At 40.4% G+C, this 19,699-nt stretch carries 14 protein-coding genes, 1 tRNA gene and 1 pseudogene; 2 read left to right on the top strand and 14 right to left on the bottom strand.

Annotated features, from left to right (window positions below):
- The 4 genes from BM176_RS30780 to BM176_RS30765 all read right to left on the bottom strand — a co-directional run.
- Nucleotides 1–2,101, bottom strand: a 2,101-nt coding sequence (locus tag BM176_RS30780) for a non-ribosomal peptide synthetase (protein WP_143097959.1), incomplete at its 3' end; no start/stop codon positions are given.
- 84 nt (nucleotides 2,102–2,185) lie between these two features.
- Nucleotides 2,186–3,610 (bottom strand): condensation domain-containing protein, encoded by a 1,425-nt coding sequence (locus BM176_RS30775; protein WP_090108242.1) that lies wholly within the window; start codon nucleotides 3,608–3,610, stop codon nucleotides 2,186–2,188.
- Between the two features lie 268 nt (nucleotides 3,611–3,878).
- A complete protein-coding gene (locus BM176_RS30770) occupies nucleotides 3,879–4,391 on the bottom strand; it encodes a UpxY family transcription antiterminator (RefSeq protein ID WP_177230602.1) in 513 nt (170 codons plus the stop codon).
- A 40-nt stretch (nucleotides 4,392–4,431) separates the two neighbouring features.
- On the bottom strand, nucleotides 4,432–4,635 hold the full coding sequence (locus BM176_RS30765) for a hypothetical protein (RefSeq protein WP_090108240.1): 204 nt from the start codon (nucleotides 4,633–4,635) through the stop codon (nucleotides 4,432–4,434).
- A 108-nt stretch (nucleotides 4,636–4,743) separates the two neighbouring features.
- Here BM176_RS30765 and BM176_RS30760 point away from each other — a divergent pair, with 108 nt between their 5' ends.
- Together BM176_RS30760 and BM176_RS30755 are read left to right on the top strand one after the other, a co-directional pair.
- A complete protein-coding gene (locus BM176_RS30760; protein ID WP_090108239.1) occupies nucleotides 4,744–5,841 on the top strand; it encodes a sensor histidine kinase in 1,098 nt (365 codons plus the stop codon).
- Between the two features lie 19 nt (nucleotides 5,842–5,860).
- Entirely contained in the window at nucleotides 5,861–6,595 is a 735-nt protein-coding gene (locus tag BM176_RS30755) for a LytR/AlgR family response regulator transcription factor (protein ID WP_090108238.1), read from the top strand.
- Here BM176_RS30755 and BM176_RS30750 read toward each other — a convergent pair.
- From BM176_RS30750 to BM176_RS30710, 10 genes and pseudogenes are all read right to left on the bottom strand, one after another.
- Nucleotides 6,584–9,652 carry a lantibiotic dehydratase gene (locus BM176_RS30750; protein ID WP_090108237.1) on the bottom strand — a complete coding sequence of 1,023 codons (3,069 nt, stop codon included), beginning with the start codon at nucleotides 9,650–9,652 and terminating at the stop codon, nucleotides 6,584–6,586. The genes BM176_RS30755 and BM176_RS30750 overlap by 12 nt on opposite strands.
- A 52-nt stretch (nucleotides 9,653–9,704) precedes the next feature.
- The gene (locus BM176_RS30745; protein ID WP_090108236.1) at nucleotides 9,705–10,880 is read right to left on the bottom strand and encodes a lanthionine synthetase LanC family protein; all 1,176 of its coding nucleotides are present in this window, start codon (nucleotides 10,878–10,880) and stop codon (nucleotides 9,705–9,707) included.
- Nucleotides 10,881–10,986: 106 nt separating this feature from the next.
- Entirely contained in the window at nucleotides 10,987–11,712 is a 726-nt protein-coding gene (locus BM176_RS30740; RefSeq protein ID WP_090108235.1) for a LytR/AlgR family response regulator transcription factor, read from the bottom strand.
- Nucleotides 11,713–11,723: 11 nt separating this feature from the next.
- Complete coding sequence (locus BM176_RS30735) at nucleotides 11,724–12,860, bottom strand: sensor histidine kinase (RefSeq protein ID WP_090108234.1); 1,137 nt, start codon at nucleotides 12,858–12,860, stop codon at nucleotides 11,724–11,726.
- Between the two features lie 23 nt (nucleotides 12,861–12,883).
- Nucleotides 12,884–14,308: a S41 family peptidase gene (locus tag BM176_RS30730; protein ID WP_090108233.1), complete on the bottom strand. Its 1,425-nt coding sequence runs from the start codon at nucleotides 14,306–14,308 to the stop codon at nucleotides 12,884–12,886.
- A gap of 208 nt (nucleotides 14,309–14,516) precedes the next feature.
- Nucleotides 14,517–14,576 (bottom strand): annotated as a pseudogene (locus BM176_RS33185) (class I lanthipeptide); the annotation flags it as partial.
- Nucleotides 14,577–15,611: 1,035 nt separating this feature from the next.
- Nucleotides 15,612–15,684 (bottom strand) — tRNA-Lys (locus BM176_RS30725).
- Nucleotides 15,685–15,756: 72 nt separating this feature from the next.
- Nucleotides 15,757–18,171, bottom strand: coding sequence for a penicillin acylase family protein (locus BM176_RS30720; RefSeq protein WP_090108232.1), 2,415 nt, complete (start codon nucleotides 18,169–18,171; stop codon nucleotides 15,757–15,759).
- A gap of 85 nt (nucleotides 18,172–18,256) precedes the next feature.
- On the bottom strand, nucleotides 18,257–18,571 hold the full coding sequence (locus BM176_RS30715; protein ID WP_090108231.1) for a hypothetical protein: 315 nt from the start codon (nucleotides 18,569–18,571) through the stop codon (nucleotides 18,257–18,259).
- 30 nt (nucleotides 18,572–18,601) lie between these two features.
- Nucleotides 18,602–19,696 carry an aminotransferase class I/II-fold pyridoxal phosphate-dependent enzyme gene (locus tag BM176_RS30710; RefSeq protein WP_090108230.1) on the bottom strand — a complete coding sequence of 365 codons (1,095 nt, stop codon included), beginning with the start codon at nucleotides 19,694–19,696 and terminating at the stop codon, nucleotides 18,602–18,604.
- Nucleotides 19,697–19,699 lie beyond the last annotated feature (3 nt).

Raw genomic sequence — 19,699 nt, 5'->3', positions numbered from 1 at the left:
TTAACGCATCTTTTATATCAGCACCGTCAAATAAGCTGGTGATAAAAACATTCAGCATACCTGGCACAAAGTGAAGGCAGCTAACCCCCTCTTTCAAGATCAGTGACAAGATCCGGTCTGGTGAGACCGTATCTTCCCGCTGGCATAAAACCATCTTCGCACCCCAGCACAGTGGCATAAAAAGCTCCCATACTGATACGTCAAATGTGAAGGTCGTTTTCTGAAGAATGATATCCGTTGCTGTAAAATCATACTGATGCCACATCCATTCGATCCGGTTGATAACTCCCTGATGTTCCAGCATACAACCTTTAGGCTGACCGGTGGAACCTGATGTATAAATCACATATGCGAGGTCTGATGCTTTATTAACGGATACTATATTTCCGTTGCTATAACGGCTTGCCTCTGCTTTGAACTTTTCCAGTTCCGCCTCATCTATCAGCACTTTGCATTGGCTATCAGTAAGCATATAATCTATACGCTCCTGCGGGTACTCCGGATCAATAGGTACATATGCTCCGCCTGACTTTAATACTCCCAGCAGGGAGATGATCATCCATTCACTACGTTCTAATTTTATTCCTATTAAATCATCGGGTTGAATCTGGTAATGGTTCCTTAAATATGCCCCTAACTGGTTAGCATAATTGTTTAACGACTGGTAACTAAACTCCTTACCCGCAAACACCAATGCAATAGCATCAGGAGTTTTTGTTACCTGTTCTTCAAATAATGTTGTTAGTGTTTTATTACGGGGATAAGATCCTGCAGCACCATTAAAATCAACCAGCAACTGAGTTTTCTCCGCATTGCTTAAATAATCCAGCTGATCAACCGGTACAAGGGGATTATCTAAAAAGGTCTGTAATAAAGTATTGAAATGATTCAGCAAGCGGCTGATGCCATCTTGAGTGAATAAATGTTCCTTATAGTCAATTGCCAGCGTCAGATCCTCTGTGGCAGTATATTCCAATAAATGAAACATCAGATCATCCTGTTGTTCTCCACCCGTCATATAATTGATGGAAGCCAATGAATCACCTAATTTTGTCTCATAGATATTCTTCTGATATGAAAAAGAGACATTATAAATATTGTCTTTCCCATCCAACTCTTGTAAGATATCAAACAACGGAAATCTCTGGTGGCGGTAGCAATCCTTCAGATCATTTTTAACCTGGGAAAGTATATCAGTAAATATAGCTCCATCCTCTACTGAAATAGCGAATGGTAACATATTCACAAATGTGCCGATAGTATGTTTGAACTGTTTATTTCTTCTGTTAAAAACAGGGAGACCAATTACTGGTGTGGGATTATTATAACTTTTATTCAGAATAAAAAGGGTAGCAATGAAATAGTGGAAAGCGGTGCAATTATTATTCTTGCAAAACAATTCAATCCTGTTATACAGCTCACGACTAATAACCGTCTCTTTTCTCTGTGAATGAAGTGACCCGTTATTTGCAGATTTCTGAAAAGATTCAAATGCTTTTGCGGGAGGAATATTCCTCAGGCGATTGAGCCAGAAGGTGCGGTCTGCGGCAAACTCCTCAGAAGCCCTGTAATTCTCTTCATCATTGATAAAATCGGTGTAAGGATATAGTTGAGGCATTGCCGGTTGCTCATTCTTGATGCTTGTAGTATATAGCACAGCAACATTGTTAAAAAACAATGACATGGAATAACCGTCAAAGATCAGGTGATGCACTTTAGTATACCAGTAATATTTGTTGTCAGCTGCTTTAAGCAGTCTGATCTTAAGCAGGTTCTTATTTACATCGCACACTACATTCATATCGGCAGTCATCCAGTCGATACAGGACTTATCAGGATCCACATCAGTAGAGAAATCAATTGCAGCAATATCGTATTTCGAAAAACTGGTATTATCACTTAATCTGCCGTCATTGAATGCAACATATCCGATATCTATAACATCTGTGTTACTCAATACATCTTCGATAGCCCCAACCAGTGCAGCCTGTTGCAGTGGGCCATTTATAACAGCATACCCACCCACGTTGTAAAGTGATGACCGGGTATAAATATTTTGTGTTAACCAAATTGTTTCCTGTACAGTTGATATTCTTTTCATCTGGTATACGCATTCAGATGTGGCATTAAGCCACTAGTTTAAAAAAACAGGTTGTATTGTTTGCCGGTAATACCAGCATTTGAATCATTTTCGCTCTTCATTTTCTATGAGGCTGATATCACTTAACAACATATCATTGTTGGCCAGTACCGTTTCGGTTATATATATTAAATCATCTATGATCTGTGTAATGGTAGACCGTTTAAACAAACCTGCATTGTATTCTACTCCGGCTTTCAGGTAGCTGTCGGAATGTTTAAAATTAAATGTGATGTCAACCTGGCCGGTGAGGTTTTTATGGGAATAACTTTTGATAGATAAATCAGGAATTTCCGGCAACATTATCTGCTGCATACTTTGGGATTGCATCAGTATATTAATAAATGGCAATCGGGGTGCGTGGTTAACGAGCCCTAGTTTTTCCATCAGCATATCATAGGGGTACAGGCCATGTTCCAGCGCCTCATGCAGTGTTTGTTTAACTTTACCGAGGATATAACTGAAAGTATCCTTTTCTTCATTTAAGTGTATGCTGACAGGTATTATGTCAATATATAAGCCTACCTGCTCATCCAGTTCCGGGTGAATTCTGGAAGTTACCGGAGTGCCCATAATCAGTTCCTGCCGTCCTGTGTAACGGTTCAAAAGGATACTGGTGATAGCCATCAGCACGGCAAATAGGCTGGTATCATTTGATTTAGCGGTATTGTTAAGCGCTTTGATTAAGTGACTGCTCATTTCAAGTTCAATACAGCTTTCGCTGTAAAAGAGCAGATTATCTTCCGGAAAGTCAGCTGGTAGTTTTACCGGTTCTGGTTTATTATTGAAGCGGTTTAACCAATAATTTTCCAGTTTTCCCATGTATTCGCCCTGTAGCAGGGAATTTTGCCAGGAAATAAAATCTTTGTATTGGATACGCAGCGGAGATAACGGGTTCTCCAGATCCTGCCGGTAGGCATTATAAATAGTAAACAGTTCCTGTACGAGAATTCCTTTTGACCAGTCGTCCGAAATGATATGATGCATAGAAAACATCAGTATAAATGAGGTTTCTGTGTTCCGTATCAGGGTAATTCTCAGGAGGAATCCATCCAGGAAGTCAAACGCGTAAGTATGTTCTTCCTGAATGATTTCATTGGACAGATCCTTTTTATTCTCATAATTACTGATGTCAATATGATTAATTCTGAAATGAAATGATTCAGCCGGACACACCTGCTGATAAGGGGTTTCTCCCAACATAAAGAAAGTAGTGCGTAAACTGTCATGGCGGGCCAGGACGGTTTCAACAGCTTTCTCAAGGATGGACATGTTTAACGCTCCTTCTATCAGTGAAAAAAAAGACCTATTGCCTTTTAATTTTTCTTCCGAATTCTGATAAACAGACCATACGCGTTTTTGCGCATGTGAAAGTTCATAAGAAGAAGCTGTCAGCACTTCCGGGATGTCTGCTGCACTAGTGCCTACCCTCAATTTTTCTGAAATGCAGATGTTCAACGGTTCAATCATATCTTCAAAGGTGTTACATGTGTCGGGCTGTAATGTCCAACCAGGTTTCCGGAAAAATCGGGGTTACTTCATTCTATTCGTAATGATACAGCTTCGCTAATTCAACTCACATTGTGGTTTGATAATCGAAATGTATGTTAAAAAAAAAATGATAATGGAATGTCAGAGGCTGACATTTCTGCTGTTTATAATTATTGAAGATCAATAATCACAGCCTTTCTATCATGTGCACAGCACTGTGAAAGAATACAAACAACAATTACTATAATCAGTTAATCCGGAGTAAATCACTTGCGGACATCTCTACGGATATAGCCTGTTTCAAAAGTGGGAGCCGGATAAGGAACCTTGACTGCCGGTTAACATTACGCATCAAAATCCCCTTGAACCCTGTAAAAGCCCCCTGTGTCACCATCACCTGATCTCCCTCCGCAAAATAATCTTCATTTTGGATGTCCCGTCCCTGCGATTCAATCAGTTTAATTCTTTCTATCTCGCTTGCTGCAATAGTAGAGGGTTTTCCTTCTACTGCCACAAATCTTATTACTCCAGCTATCTGTAACAGTTCAACCTTGTGACGGTCATCTGTTTTTGCGAATACATAACTGGCGAACAATGGTTCTTCAATTTGTTTAATCCGGTCGCTCCAGCGGCGTGTTACTACCTTCAGCGGCAGGTAATTCTCATATTTCAGGTAATCTATTTCCCGACAGATCTTTTTCTCAAATTTTGGTCTGGTATATAAAACATACCATTTTAAATCCGGTTGTTGCTGTTTCATAATCATTATGTTGGCAATTAAAGATCAGGGGCGCTACCCTTTATGCAAAACGGCGGGAAGCATCTTTACCTTCCATATGCTTACCTGAGAAAGTATTGGCATCATACACGGCGGCACTTGTGAGGGTAATGGTAGTAATGGTAGTATCCATTTTCCTGCCCTGACGGGACTGGTTTACATTCCTTTCATATCTGAAAATTGATTTGGCCTGAATGGAGAAAGAAGTGGTGGTTAAGTTGTTCATGATGTTATGTTTTATTATTTATAAGCAAATTAAATTTTCAAATCCCATCATTAGGATTTATTACACCACCACTTCTTTTATGTAGATATATTTTAGTATTTTAGGGACATGCGCTTTTCTTCACACCCAAATGCTAACTTTTTTCGGGACAAAGGCCTTTCCTACCACCTCCTGGGGTGGGCCCTGTTTATACTCTATGAGGTTTCTTTTGTTACGTTACTTATAGGCTCCAGCGATACCAGGAACATCGTATTCGATTATGTGCTCCCTTACATCGTCAATATTGGGTTATTTTACGTGCACGCCCATATTGTACTCTCCTATTCATTCAGGGCCCAAAAGAGGTCTTACAGCTTATTCTTTGCCCTTACCCTGATTGAGCTTGTATTATACCTTTATTTAATGTTGCAGATTAATAGCCTGTCAGGGTACAGGCAACCTGATATAGCTGCGGTTTTTACCCATAAACCGATTATGCCTTTATTAAGGCAGTTGTGGCGGGGAATATATTTTATTGGATTCAGTTCTGCCTATTGGTTTGCCATCAGGAATATCAGATATGAGAAAAAGGTACTCCAGCTGGAAAAGCAACAAATGGCAGATCAGATTGAGAAGAATAATCTTGAAAAAGGTTTTATTGAAATGCAGAATGCCTACCTGCAATCACAGGTGAATCCGCACATGCTTTTCAATACCCTCAATTTTGTTTACAATAATGTTCAGCAGGCCTCTCAGGAAGCATCCGAAGCGATCATCCTGCTGTCTGAATTAATGAATTATTCCCTCCGAGAACTGGAGCCAGACGGCAAAGTGAGCCTGGAAAGAGAGATTGAGCAGATAAAAAATATCATTAAGATTAATCAGATCAGGTTTAGTAATAAATTGTACCTGGATGCTGAATTTAACGGAGAATTTGACGATGTCCGGATCATTCCTATGTGCCTGCTTCCTTTCATTGAAAATGTATTTAAACATGCTAACCTCATCAACAAGGAAGCGCCGGGAAAAATTACGGTCAGCTTTAACGCGGAACACGTGGAATTAGTAACTTTAAACCAAAAGAAAACCAGGAGCAAAACCTATAGCCATGGGACAGGATTGGTCAATATCCGTAAACGGCTGAATAACCTCTATAAAGATGCTTATAGCCTGAATATAAACAACGATGAACACGATTTTTATGTACATTTAGTCATTAAATTATAACCTTTTTAACCAATTTAACATGATTAGCTGTTATTTAATAGATGATGAACAGCATGCTATCCAAGTATTGACCAAATACATTGAACAGACGCCCGGCTTTCAGCTGATGGGTGCTTCAGAGAACCCGCTGGAAGCATTGCAGATATTCAGAGAGCAAAATTATGCTGATATAACGTTTATAGACATTGATATGCCCCAGCTGTCGGGAATAGACCTGGCGGAGCTGCTGCATGGCAAAACATCGGTTGTATTTGCCACCGCTTATGATAAATACGCCTTACAGGCTTTTGAAAAAAATGCCTTCGATTATATTCTTAAACCCATCTCCTACGAAAGATTTCTGAAATGCATCAATAAATTAAATAGCCGGGTGGTTAAAAACACCCAGGAGGAAGAGGATAGCGTGAGGGATCATTTTTATATTCAGTATGAGATGAAAGGGAAAATAGTGAAAATTGAATATAAGGATGTTATTTACATTCAGGCACTAAAAAACTATGTAATTATCCATACGCAGGCATCTAAATATATTACTTATCTCACCATGAAAGAAGTGGAAGAAAGTTTACCTGCAACGATGTTCATGCGGGTGCATAAATCTTCTATTGTTAATCTCACCAAAGTTATTGCCGTTGATGGGAATGCCATACAATTAAAAGACAATATGGATCTGACGATTGGTAGTAGTTACAGGGATGCCTTCTTTAGCCGGTTGAGTGATAAAATGCTTAAAACAAAAAGGTTACCCGGCTAACTGGCTGCGGTAAAGCGCAGCATTGTAGTGTTTATATAAAAGATAATAAGTGATAAATTCCTGCCTCCGCGCATTCCGTTCAAATAACCGGTTCAGGTGCATGTGAATCATATCTGCTGCAAGCTTTGGCAATCCGGAAGCATGTTTCTTCCTGACTTTATCGGCAATCGTTTTTGAAGACCTGTAAAATTGAAGAAAATATTTATCCAGGCCTTCCTTTATCTCCTCCCTGTTTTCGTAAATGTCACTCATTTCACGCCGTGTTTCGTTATATTTTTTCTCCAGGCTTTTCTTAAGATTTTTATCTTCCCCGAATTCCCTATAAAAGCTGCTGTGCAGTTGATAAAACAGGGATGCTTTCTCTCTGGTATTCAGCTTAAAGGCATTCAGTATTTCCTCCATCGATAGTATTATGATATCCAGCCGGAAAGATGATTGATTGCCACATCGCATCAGCTTATCAATATAATGAAGCGTCAAAAGGCTGCTGCTGAAAAAGAAGGTCTCCACATCTTCAATAGCGGCAGGGGCATAACGCTCCAACTCCCGCACATAAGTATCGATGTAATATTTTTCTATCTTTTGTTCATCAAGCAGTGTCTTCAGTTTTCTGCTGAACATTGCAATAAGTTCATCAGAAGCATAACTGCTAACATGCAAGCGTAAACGAATATGGCAATCCGGATCTGCATAACGGATATAAAACCATTTGTCAATTATTTTCTTTTTGAAAATTCGGTTAAGCATTGGTAACAATACGTTACTGAGTAAGTCGTTGGCTCCTACCGGATGACAATAGATCTTCAGATACAACCACTCTGTGCCGGGTACAAAATTCCGGCTGACTGTTTTGCTTTCTTCAAATCTAACGCTTCCGGGCATGTTATATACCGGCTCGTTCAGGTATAATGAGGCTATATATTGACCGATCATTGGCTTCTGCTGATGATCGGTTACCGTGGTCTTATTATCATCAGTGATAAGGAACTCTGTTAATACAAGCTCTTTATTATTTTTTATCGCATCCAGGAACAACAATACTTCCTTTCCATTGTCTCTGTCAAAGACAAGATGATTATCATGCTGTGTCAGGGCAAAATGTCTGGGCAGTTTTATCAGTCGCGCCAGTTGTAAAAATTCCCCATACCATAATGTGGAATCATTCTGTTTAAGGAAGGCAAAATCGTTATCTTTCAGATGCCAGGTTGCAAGGCTTAATATAACTGATTTATACATCACCCGGGGATAAAACTTTAATCCCGGAAAAAAGTTATTCAGCTCAAACTTAAAGTTTGTTTTTAGTCCCTGGTATTGCAGATCACATAAAAAACGGAATACGGATAAATCGCTATTGGTATGATTAAATGCAGAACTGAGCCGGGGTATTACAATCGCATTATGTTTTTCGGATCTTAAAATGATCTGATCATTTTTCACGGAAATAAAGAGGTCTGATAAAGTTACCTGTGCATTATCATTGAGGGTGGAAGTTACGACAACAGGTATCTCATACTTACGGATATGCTGTCTTCTGTTGATGTTGGCAGCATGAAAGTCACATACGTGTGATATCTCAGCGAATATTACTTTATCATTCACGGTCTGTTCTTTATCCGCAATGGTGGTAGCCATAGACAAAAACTGTTCATTAAAAGCGGAAAACCTTCCTAATAATGCGGTAGCAGTAACGCCGCCGGCGCTTTCCAGCTGAATGAGATCATTGTATGTTTTAAAAACGACTGACAAAGAAGGAGGAAGATGATAATCTGCAGACGGCGTTATCTGGGACAAATCTTCTTCTGTTAGTACAATCTCCGATAAATCCGGATCTGCATGTTGTTGTTGCAGTTTATTCAGCAACAATGCATGTCCTGTTGTCCACTTTAAGTATTTTTCTTTTGAAGAGTGATTACCATCAAATTGTATTCCTTTCAGCAAAACATCTTCACCGAAAACAACGTCTTCCTGGTTTTCATATCCAATACCTACTTCAGGATCCAGCGCCACCAACAATGGGATTTCCCGGTTTTCAAATTTTCGGATGAAATCCTTTTTGAAATTTTCCAGTTCGTTACTCGGATGATATGGAATCAGTTTATCCAGGCACTTTAGTCCTTCCAGGATCGCCTGCTGGTATTTTATGTTCATGCCACCTGTTGTTCTTTCCCTTTCCGTAACAACATAAAAAGCATTTTTCCGCTTTTCAGGATCATCCAGTAATCCATCCAATTGTTTTTTATATGCGAGGATACTTTCAAAGTCTTTTATATCTGCAGTATGCAAGCCGTCAAGCATTGTTTCAATATGCTCCAGCCTGTCTGATTTTACGCCCTGATCAGATAACTGTTTCACCAGGGCCTGCAGCCCATCGTTCCCGGTAATATTTGTGCCCCATTGTGGCTGAATGATCTGTTCTGCGATCAGTTGTTGAAGCAGGGATTCAACAATGTTATTATCGTATCCTGTTCTTTCCTGCAACAACTGTGCGATTTCTGGCAGGGGTTTTCCGGTAGAACAAAACTGAACTATCTCTTCTATGATCTTATTTTTGGAGAGAGAAACAATGGAGAAAGATCGTTGTAACTTCTGGCTGTCGAGGTCGTGCCTGATATATCTTAAATGTTTGGATATTTTATATAGAGAAGTATTGGATTTGTATGGCAGGATGTTTTTAGCCTCCTGATGGATCAGCCTTTCGCTTAGTTCCAGGGAAGAGTGATAGTCAAGTTTCAGATGTGCCTTCACATGCTCATTTAGCAGTACGGTATCATTATTGCTCCATTCTATACCGGTTAATGATGAAAAGGCGCCGAACGGTGTGGGCCGGAAACAGGCTCTGTTATAATATTTCTGTAAGGTGTTTTTTTGCGCGGTACTCAGTTTATTATAGTCAAACGCTCTTTTCTCAAGTTCATTGTAAAAATCCAAACTTGCGATATATAAAGCCGCTCTGAAAAAATTGTCCGCTAATAATTGCTGGCCGTCAAAAGAAGGGTAATCCAGGAAACTAAAAACCGGATTCCTGACAATTAAAGTTGGGAAAAAAGCATATTTCATGAGGGTAGTTTTAACATTTAATGTTTCGAAGCAGATTGATATTAACTATTACTTACAACAGGAGTACCTTGCTCCATCCAAGTTCCAGCTCAGACACATAAGAAAGTAATGTAAATGCGGGACCGGTAAGACCTTCCAGATAGTCATTCTCCTTACCGGTATAAGTGCCGTTTTCCAGTTCATCGTCCAGCAGCAGAATGAGTTGTTCAATCCAGTATTCATAACCTTTCCGGTATGCATCGCAGTTACTTTCCATGTACAAGGTTTTAAAAAACTGGGCCAGTCCCGCAGCTCCGTGGCAAAAGCTGGTTCCTGTGACCATATTGGAAGTGCTATCCTTCCGCATCACGCTTTGCATTCCAATGAGGTCTGCAAGTTGTATGAGGGTTTTATCATTTAACATTTTCCCTGCCCTGTAAAACAGGAGTACTTCATTCAGATCCCCATAACCCCACCCCATTTCATTTGGTGCTGATATTTCACTGGCACCGTCTTTAATCATGAAAGGGAAAAAGGCATATTCGTTGTTGGAGAAATCTACATCCATCTTATGCTTCAGAATAAACCGGACTCCTTCCTTAACAGTTTCTTCAATCAGTTCCCTATGGGCAGAAACTTCATAAATGCTTATTAAAACCAGCAATATTCCGCATAAACCGTGAGAGAGGCTGAAATTAATGATCTGATTGTCGTCTACTCTTATAAGGTTATTTCTGAACCAGTATCCGCCTTCAACCCTGACAGCACGCCGGCAGATATCTTCGGTTAAGCTGTTCAGAAAATTGCTGGCATGGGCAGACGTTCTGGCTCTTTCTCCGAAATAGTATAACACACCTAAAGCCCCATGCAGAAAATCAATATTATCTTTTGCGATAAGATCTGAGGCCGCATTGAATAAATAATTGTCCAGCTCCCCGAATTCTTTATTTATATCGAATGCCAGTGCCCCTTCCTGGCAGAGAAAATTTACAACATAACCCAATCCTGCGCCTCCGGTACTGATGGAAGGTCCTATTAGGGTGGGGTTAGTAGTGCTTACATTAGCAAATACCTGAGATAAAAGTTCTTCCAGGTGATGTTTGAGAGAGATATTCCCCGTTACTTTATAAAGATGATAAAAGTAAAAAATCTGTCCCAACCGGCCTTTAAAGAATGTATCATTGTTGCTTTTACGGGTATCCAGTAAGGCATTAACTTTATCCAACTTCCTTTGCGCTATCTGATGCATCTGGTCTTAAACTTTAACTGCAACAAATGTATCGATGCCCAGACGCCCCTCTTAATTTTATACACGAATCCGCTTATTCAAAGTACGAAGACCAGGATAAATGGGTTTATTCCATCAGTTTCGCCTTCATGATTTCATAAAAGCCCGGTTTATAGGTTTCCCCCAGCATAATACTTTCTTTAGCATTCTTCAGGCGTATAAGATTCCCTTCAACAGCAGTGATGTTACTTACAGATACAATAAATGACCGGTGTACCCTCATAAAATATTTTTTGGGCAGCCTTTCTTCCATATCCTTCATATTAAGGAGGGCCATGGTTTTCTGACCGGTATGGTAAATGGCTACATAGTTTTTCATGCCTTCCACATAATCAATATCTTTGAGGTTGATTTTTACCATTTTACCCTTAAACTCTGTTTTTATAAAAATATAATCATCATCCAGATGCTCCTCCTTTGGGCTAACTGCCACAGAAGAGGTGATTAAGTTGAGGGCTCTTTGTACTGCTTTTAAAAACCGGGGTAGCGACACAGGTTTCAACAGGTAATCCACCACTTCCAGATCATACCCATCGGCGGCAAATTCGTTATAGGCAGTTGTGAAGATTATTTTACTTTTCCCCATAATTGTTCTTGCAAAATCCATCCCGGACATTTCAGGCATTTGTATATCCAGAAAAACAAGGTCAATCTTTTCCGTATTCATGACCTGCAATCCCTCAATAGGACTAGTGGTAGCTTTAACCAGGTGCAGATAAGGTGTCTGGCCGATATAATGCATTAACACATCAATGGCATGTTGCTCATCGTCTACTAACAAACAGTTGATCATGGTGGGCTTATTTACATTTTTTTTATGCTTAGGTCAATAAACAGGTCTACTGAATAAAATTCTTCTTCATCCTTTATACGGAAAGTATGCCTATCACCATAGGCTGCATTAAGACGTTTACGAATATTATCCATTCCAATGCCGTGCGACAGATCCTTGGGTCCGTTTTTTTTCTTATTAAAAGTAGAGAATTTTAAAGTTGATGACTCCTTATCTACCAATAATTCTATTTTTACCGGGTGGTCTTTATTGATGAGTTCTCCATGTTTGAAGGCATTCTCCACCAGTGTGATCATTACCAGCGGAATAATGCGGATACCGGAAGTATCTCCATTAACAGTGAGACTAACCTGCAAGCGGTTACTAAAACGAAGTTGATTTATTTTCATTACATTCTGCAGGTGTTCTATTTCTTTATTGAGCAATGCGGTACCGCTATCATCTTCGCCACCGTCAATTGAATAGCGCATTATTTCACATAGCGTAAGAATACTTTCGGATAATTCTTTTGAATATCCCAATGATTTTGCGTAGAAAAAGTTAAGTGTATTATGTAGAAAGTGTGGGTTAATCTGACTGCGCAAAAAAGCATACTCGCTCATCAGGTTTGTCTTTTCCAGCCGGAGTTTTTCTTCCTGGAGATAATATTTTTCCTCTTCTGTTTTTCTTAATTCTCTTTCCTTCAACAATGATTTCCGTGCATAATAAAACCCTATTGCATACAGGAAGAACCTGATGTATAATAAAATAGAATCCCTTATTATAAGCTGGAATTTGTTGCTGTTATAGGGTTTCAGTCCGATGAGATCCAGTAGAAAATAAGCATAGATGTATCGCAATACGAACAATACTATCAGTCCTGCCAACCATAATACGATGCCTGTTACAGGTTTCTTTTGGATTAAAGCGACGATAAGACAGTAATATCCCGCATAAAATGACCATATGGATAGAAGATTGGCAAAGATAATATCAAGTAAGCTTTCATTGGGGTTAACGATTAAATTGGCCAGGTAACCGTAGAAAATATAGATACACCATGCTATCACATGTTTCAACACGTAAGATCTTATTGTAAGATTGTGCAGCTTATTCAGGTTAAAAGAATTTGGCGGCGTTGCGGGTTCATTAACGGCGGTGATTTCCATGTTTTCTCGGGCTAGTAGATGTGCTATATATTCCTATCTGTTAATTTAGTGATTTTATCGTAATATTTTTTAACAAAATCTATCCAGTCGGGTTCAGACTGGCTGATTTCCACATCAGGCTTCAGGCCATCATTTGCATGGGGAAGGCTGCTGTTACGGAAAGCCGTCTTCATCCGTGGGATAAATACTTCAAACTGCTGACTGGGGGTTTTGAGTACTATATTTTCCATATAGTCGATTGCACCCCAGGTATCCTCACCGAATATGGTCACTTTGGTACTTTGTCTGCAATATTGTACAAATAATTCAGCAGCGCTTGCAGATGCATAATTCATAATTACACCCACTTGTTTGGGATAAACACTTATTGAATCATATTTCAGGGTATCCTGTACTTCCTGAAAGTATCCTCCTTTATTAGCTATCATTCCCTTCAACATTTTTTGTGTATATGCCAGTTCACCGGCAGGCAATGTAAGCCTGTTTTTGTCCAGATATTGCTGTTCCTGTTCAATCACATCTTGCGAACACCGTACAGTTCCACCTAAAGTGATGATGGGTTTTGTATAAATGTAAGGAAACAAAGAAGAATAGGTTAGCGTAGTACCGCCGGTATTATTTCTTACATCTACGATCAGTTTCTTACTACGTCCAATAAGTTTTTCATTGGCTTCTACAAGGCTATCTACCCGTTCTTTTGCGGCGTAATCAGAGGTGGGTATTCGAATTAAAACAGTTTCGCTATCTATTACAGCAAGAGAAGGTTGCCAGTCAAAAGACTTATAACTTTTCAGCATATCACGAGAGTAACCGGGCAACTTCAGCCACTTTCCGGAAACACCCGTTAACAAAGTATTTTCATTTGCAAATCTGGAAAGTGTTGCCACTTTAAAGCCTGTAGCTGAGATAATTGCTGTTTGAAAAACTATACTATCAAGTTGGGTTAAAACAAATTTTTCATTGCCAGGGGGCAGCCTGGTATTTTTCGTTTCAATTATATAGGCGGTATATTCCACCGGCAATGCTTTTGTCTTTTTTATAGCCACCACATAATCATGTGTATCTGACATCCAGTACCCTTCATATTTATCCTTTGACTTATTATTCTGTGAAAGATACACCTCCACATTTTTTAACTGGCTTTTTAATTGCGCTGTATTAGTGGGAGTCACCGGTTTGCAGGTACGCAAGCGAAGATGAAGATCCTGGAACTGCAAAAGTATACGTGCGAGTTTAGTAAAGCAGTCTGCATGTTCATATTCTTTTTTACTGAGGTCATTTAACTGATTCTTTATTACCTGATCTCCCTGTTTATCATGATAGCCTGCATAACTATCCCTGATCTTTTCTATTATAAAGTTAATATCAGCATTACAATAAGATTGTGCCTGGCTCTGCCTGGAGATCATTAAAAAAGCTATTATAAGAAAAAGCCGTAATCGTGACATTATGTAGTATTTAAATTAACAAGCATTTGCCGATGGGCCTATCGTCAGCCTATCGGAAAATGCTTATTCCTGCTCCTGAAATTATAAAATTACATTAAGGCTAAAAAGTTACATTCCCCGTATTACAACTGGCATCACCGGTAGATACACAATCCATGTTCATTGAAGTAGACAGCTCACCAATGGACTTCTTCACATTTACACTTAATTTTGCAATTATTTGCTTATTTAAAGATAATTTCAAATTCGAGTTTTTCTTCTTTTTCATGAGAACAAAGTTTATGTGGTGATAAATTTTATTGTTTCATGAAAGTAGTTCAAAAGCATACCGGCGTGGAAATCTTTACACCAAACCCGTTTTTGTAAGGACAAAATTCTAATAGCCGACAGTCTTAAAATTATACCCCTGAAGGATGATTATCTTGCCTACAGGCTTATTGCTTTTTGCCGGTGCATTTGCGTCGCATTATATTCTTGGCAGATGCACTTATCCAGAATTTTCTCACGAGCGGTTCTGCCTGGTGGAACAGTCAGCTCTGAGGGAGTGTAAAAGTCCCTGAATACCAGTATTTTACTTATGCCATTAGTGTTACCTTTGCCCGGAATTTTGATACAAATACGGTTAATTGATACAAGGGGGACAGACGAGATACGATATTAGCTATATTATTACTTATATGATCTATCAATTAACCTCATGTGCTAATTATACATGTTCAAGAACAAGTTTATCCTTATCTGTCTGCTTAGCATTTCCGTGTTTTTTTCTCCTGTTTTGAAGTGATTGAAGAAATGCCCCTGGGTAAAGATGGGGCAGGGAATATGATTATATGACCTAATAGCCATAAACACAGGATATTTTATAGTCTCAGTATTTTAGCTATAACTGTTTCCAAGTTTTTCCCTGAAACCTGCTTCATTTCCTCATTCCAATATTCAACCAAGATTTTTCGGCTCAATGAAATTTCGGATATTTTCTCATCCATGGTCAAGCGGTCGGAGAGGGGCGCTCTGTCGCCCTTAGCTTTCCTGGCCAGGTGCTTTTTGGGATAGATTAAAATAGAAAGGTTCTACTTACTCATGGCAACCACATTTTAAAAGATGAAGAATGAAATGTTTTGAAATCCATTGCGTTCTTTCAAATCTTTTCAACCTCTTACCGAACATTCGGTGATTAAATTTCAGGGGAAAAACTAGTCACCGAATCGGTTGCTATTGATTAATATTCTTAGATATGGAATTTTTTGTAAAGCTACTACAGCGGCATATATAAACGAAAAAGGCTACGCTGTGCGTAGCCTTGTGATCCCGCTGGGACTCGGACCCAGGACCCATACATTAAAAGTGTATTGCTCTACCAACTGAGCTACGGAATCATTCCCTCTTTTGTAATTGGGAGTGCAAAGATAGGAATTATTTAATCACTTCCAAATCTTTGTAAAAATTTTTTATAATTTATTAAACACCATCTTAAATCTGATAGCAGGATCATCCTTTTCTTTACTGTCGAACACATGCAACAGGTAGTATTTTCCCTGTACCCAGTCCTGAATTGCATTATCATAGAACGGGCTACCCGGATTCCCGCTTTGCCCACCGGGAAATATACCGTAGGCTTCCGTTTTATCGCTCAGTTGTACCACCATTCGCCATGAAGGTCCATGGGTCTGCTTAGTGGCGTTCACAATATGCCTTCCTCCGCCGGTGAGCAGGTGCATGGCACTAAAGGCTGGCAAACTGCGTGTAAGATGTCTGATATCTGTACCACGGTAACGCCCCCACTCTAATATTTTCTGGGAAGCTAATACGTCCGCACTATCTGATGTTATTTTGAATGCCTGCTGTACGAGAGAGGAAAGGGTTTCCTTTTCCGGTGTATGAATGTTATCAATAAAATGCATGGAGGAATCACGTATCAACCAGAGCAGAGTAGTTTTCTCCCACGGCATCTGTAAGGCGGTGGTGGAATCCATATCATCATTCCAGATGAGGTTTTGCAACTGATCCCAGAAAATGAAAAATATAGTAGCGCCTTTGCTGTCCGGTGAGTTTTGTAAGTTCCATTCCTGCAAAATCTTCCAGTAGGGCTGCTCTGCCGGGGTTACATTGTTCAGATGTTTTTTCAGGAGCGGCATTGCAGCGCGTGCAAAGAGGTTCATATTATCGTTCTGCAACTGCATCATATCCTGCACAGTGATCTGGTTCATTGATGCAAGGACCTCATTGATACGTTTGCCACGGAACAGGTCATAGTCACCTATATAATTATATGGATAGGTGCTGTCGGCAGGATGCTGATTGGCGGAGCTGACGAAAGCACGCTCAGGATTGTGCATATGTGGATTCTGATCCATGGGAATAAATCCCTGCCATGCAAAGGAACTGTCGCTGCCTGGCATGATCCATTTGCCCTGGTCTTTCCAGCGTAATGGGTATTGCCCATTGTGCCATATACCGATATCACCCTGTTTGGCAGCAAATACGAAGTTCTGGGCAGGACAGGCATAGTGTTTCAGCGCAGCCAGGTAATCATCGTAATTATGAGCCTTATTAAGCTGCAGGAAGGTAAGTAGTTCGTTGGATGGATCAAGAGCTTTCCAGCGCATCGCAAGGAACTGCTGACCGGCTGTCATATCAGGAAAGGTATTATCATAAACTACCGGTCCCCATACGGTGTAAGCAACGGTATCATAATAAGGTTTGCCATCACGGATATTGATTTTCTCAATGCGCGGAGTGGCATCACGATAAGCACCGTTAAACAGGTATTGTTTGTGGCCGTTACGGAACTGCATCTGGTAAAAGTCTTTCACATCTTCTTCACCATTGGTCACACCCCAGGCAACATGATCATTGAAACCAATGATCACACCAGGAGCACCGGGCAAGGAAGCCCCATATACGTTCATGCCTGGCGTGTGGATCTGTACTTCATACCATAATGAAGGCAGCGACAAACCAAGATGAGGATCACTGCAAAGGATGGGTGAACCGGAACGTGTCTTCGAACCTGCTACGGCCCAGTTATTACTACCATTGTCAGGGTCTGGCTTATCTTCTTTGAATTTGAGTAAAGAGCCGGCCAGACGGATAATGCTATCCGGTGGAGGAACTGCTTTCACAGTAGCCGGATCAAAATGTGTTCCTGCGGGAATGATATAATCGATGCTGTCTCCAAAATCAGGGTACATGAGATCGAAGTCTGCTTTATTGAACAAACGACGTGCATTCGTGTATTCCAGGTCGTTAGCAGCACCGGCAAGGTCCAGTGCCATGTATTTAAGTAACAGCGCTGAATTCAAAGTTACCCATGGCTGGGGTTTGTAATTCAGGAGTTTATATTCTATAGGCAGATCTGCCGGTGTAAGACTGTTAATATATGCATTGATACCGGCAGTATAAGCTTCCACAGCAGTTTTGGTAACAGGGTCAGCTTCCATTTCCTTCAGCGCCAGTTCTGCTCCGTAAACCATCCCCGTTCTGCGTTGCCTCCGGTCGTAGTTCAACATTTTGCTACCCAGGATCTCAGATAAGCGTCCGGAGGCGGCAAAGATTTGCAGCTCCATCTGCCAGAGGCGGTCACGTGCATGCATATATCCTTCTACGTAATAAGCGTCGGCATCATTCTCTGCGAAAATGTGAGGTACCATACGGTCGTCCAGCCAGACTTCCGTTTTTCCCTTCAGGCCGGGCAGGTTTAACTCTTCATTATAATCTTTGCTGATAGGCGTGGCATTCTGCCAAAAGCCTTCCTGTGGGCTTAACAAGCGGCCGAAAGGGGGTAAGGCGCCCCATTTGTGGTCCAACATTACAATAAATCCGATAGTAATGGCCGTCGAGATGACAAAGGGTATGATTCTCATAGTAGAAAAGGTGATCAGCTAATATACATAATTATGCGCTAACCAAACATTTTCACGAGCCTGCCTGCTTTCCCCACGAGTATTATTACCTCTTATTAGCAATTGCATCAACACTCTGCATAATTTCAACTCTTAATTCCTCCAGCGTTTCACATAAATATGTTTCAATATAATCCGAACCCCATACTTCTCCACACCAATAGCCTAAAGTGTCATTCCACCATATATAACAATAATGGCGCTCATCAACGACTAAGTGCGAAAAAAAAGGCTTTTGATATATTGCCTCTTTAATATCCCGCTTAACATCACCATATTCATCATAAATAAATATGTGATCCTCATCATCCCCTTCATCAAACAGATCAAAATCCAGAGGTATTCTTAAATCCACTTTCATAAAAACTAATTAATAATATTTACATATTCATCATTTCAGCATCTCCACAAGTTTTCCTACTTCTTCTTCCGTATTATAACTATGCAACACTATCCTTAACCGCTCCTTCCCTTTGGGCACCGTCGGGTGAAGGATTGCCCTGACGTCCAGTCCGGCGGACTGCAACCTCGCGGCCAGCAAACGTGTAGTTTCATTACCCGGCGTCAGTACTACCTGTATAGGCGTTTCACTTGGTAATATATCCAGCCCGGCAGATTGGAATTGTGTGATCAGCAGGGATAAATGCTCACGGGCACTGTTCATATAAGGAAACAGGTCATAACTGGCCATGATGGCAGCAATGGCTGTGTGAGGTAATGCTGTGGTATAAATAAAGGACCGCGAAAAGTTAATCAGATATTCACGTAACGACACAGAACCAAGCACTACCGCCCCATGACAACCCACCGCTTTCCCGAAGGTATGTACCCGTGCAAAACATGAAATTCCCAATTGCTGTACTAACCCCTCTCCTTTTGCACCCACTACACCCGTGGCATGCGCTTCATCCACGATAAGATGTGCTCCAAATGATTCACAAAGAGAAGAAATTTGCGCAAGCAATGCGAAATCTCCATCCATAGAATATACAGATTCTATTGCAACAAAAATATTGCCCTCAGCATGTTTTAATTTCTTTTGCAGGTCGTCAATATCATTATGCAGAAATGAAAATGCCTGTGCTTTTGATAACCGGATGCCATCCCGGATAGATGCATGGATCAACTGATCATAGATAATGGTATCTCCTTTCTGGGGAACACAGGAAAACAGCCCAACATTGGCATCATAACCTGAGTTATAAATCAGCGCTGCCGGTGATGCATGAAAAGCTGCCAGCATACTTTCCGCTTCTTCTATCCACGCATAATTACCTGCTAATAATCTTGATCCGGTACTGCCATGCATGAACGGTCTTGCCTGTAACAAGGCATGTACAGATTCCTGCATCGCCGTACTGCGGGCCAGTCCCAGGTAATCATTAGAACAAAAATCGATCATTCCCGGGGCGGGTATGCGCAACTCCCGGAGGGAATGCTGCTGTTCGCGTAGCAATAGTTGCTTTAAAAGAAAATCTTCTTTCATCAC

Source organism: Chitinophaga sp. CF118 (assembly GCF_900112615.1).
Classification (GTDB): Bacteria; Bacteroidota; Bacteroidia; order Chitinophagales; family Chitinophagaceae; genus Chitinophaga.
The sequence above is the reverse complement of the archived record's forward strand: the minus strand, read 5'-3'. Positions and strand labels throughout refer to the sequence as shown.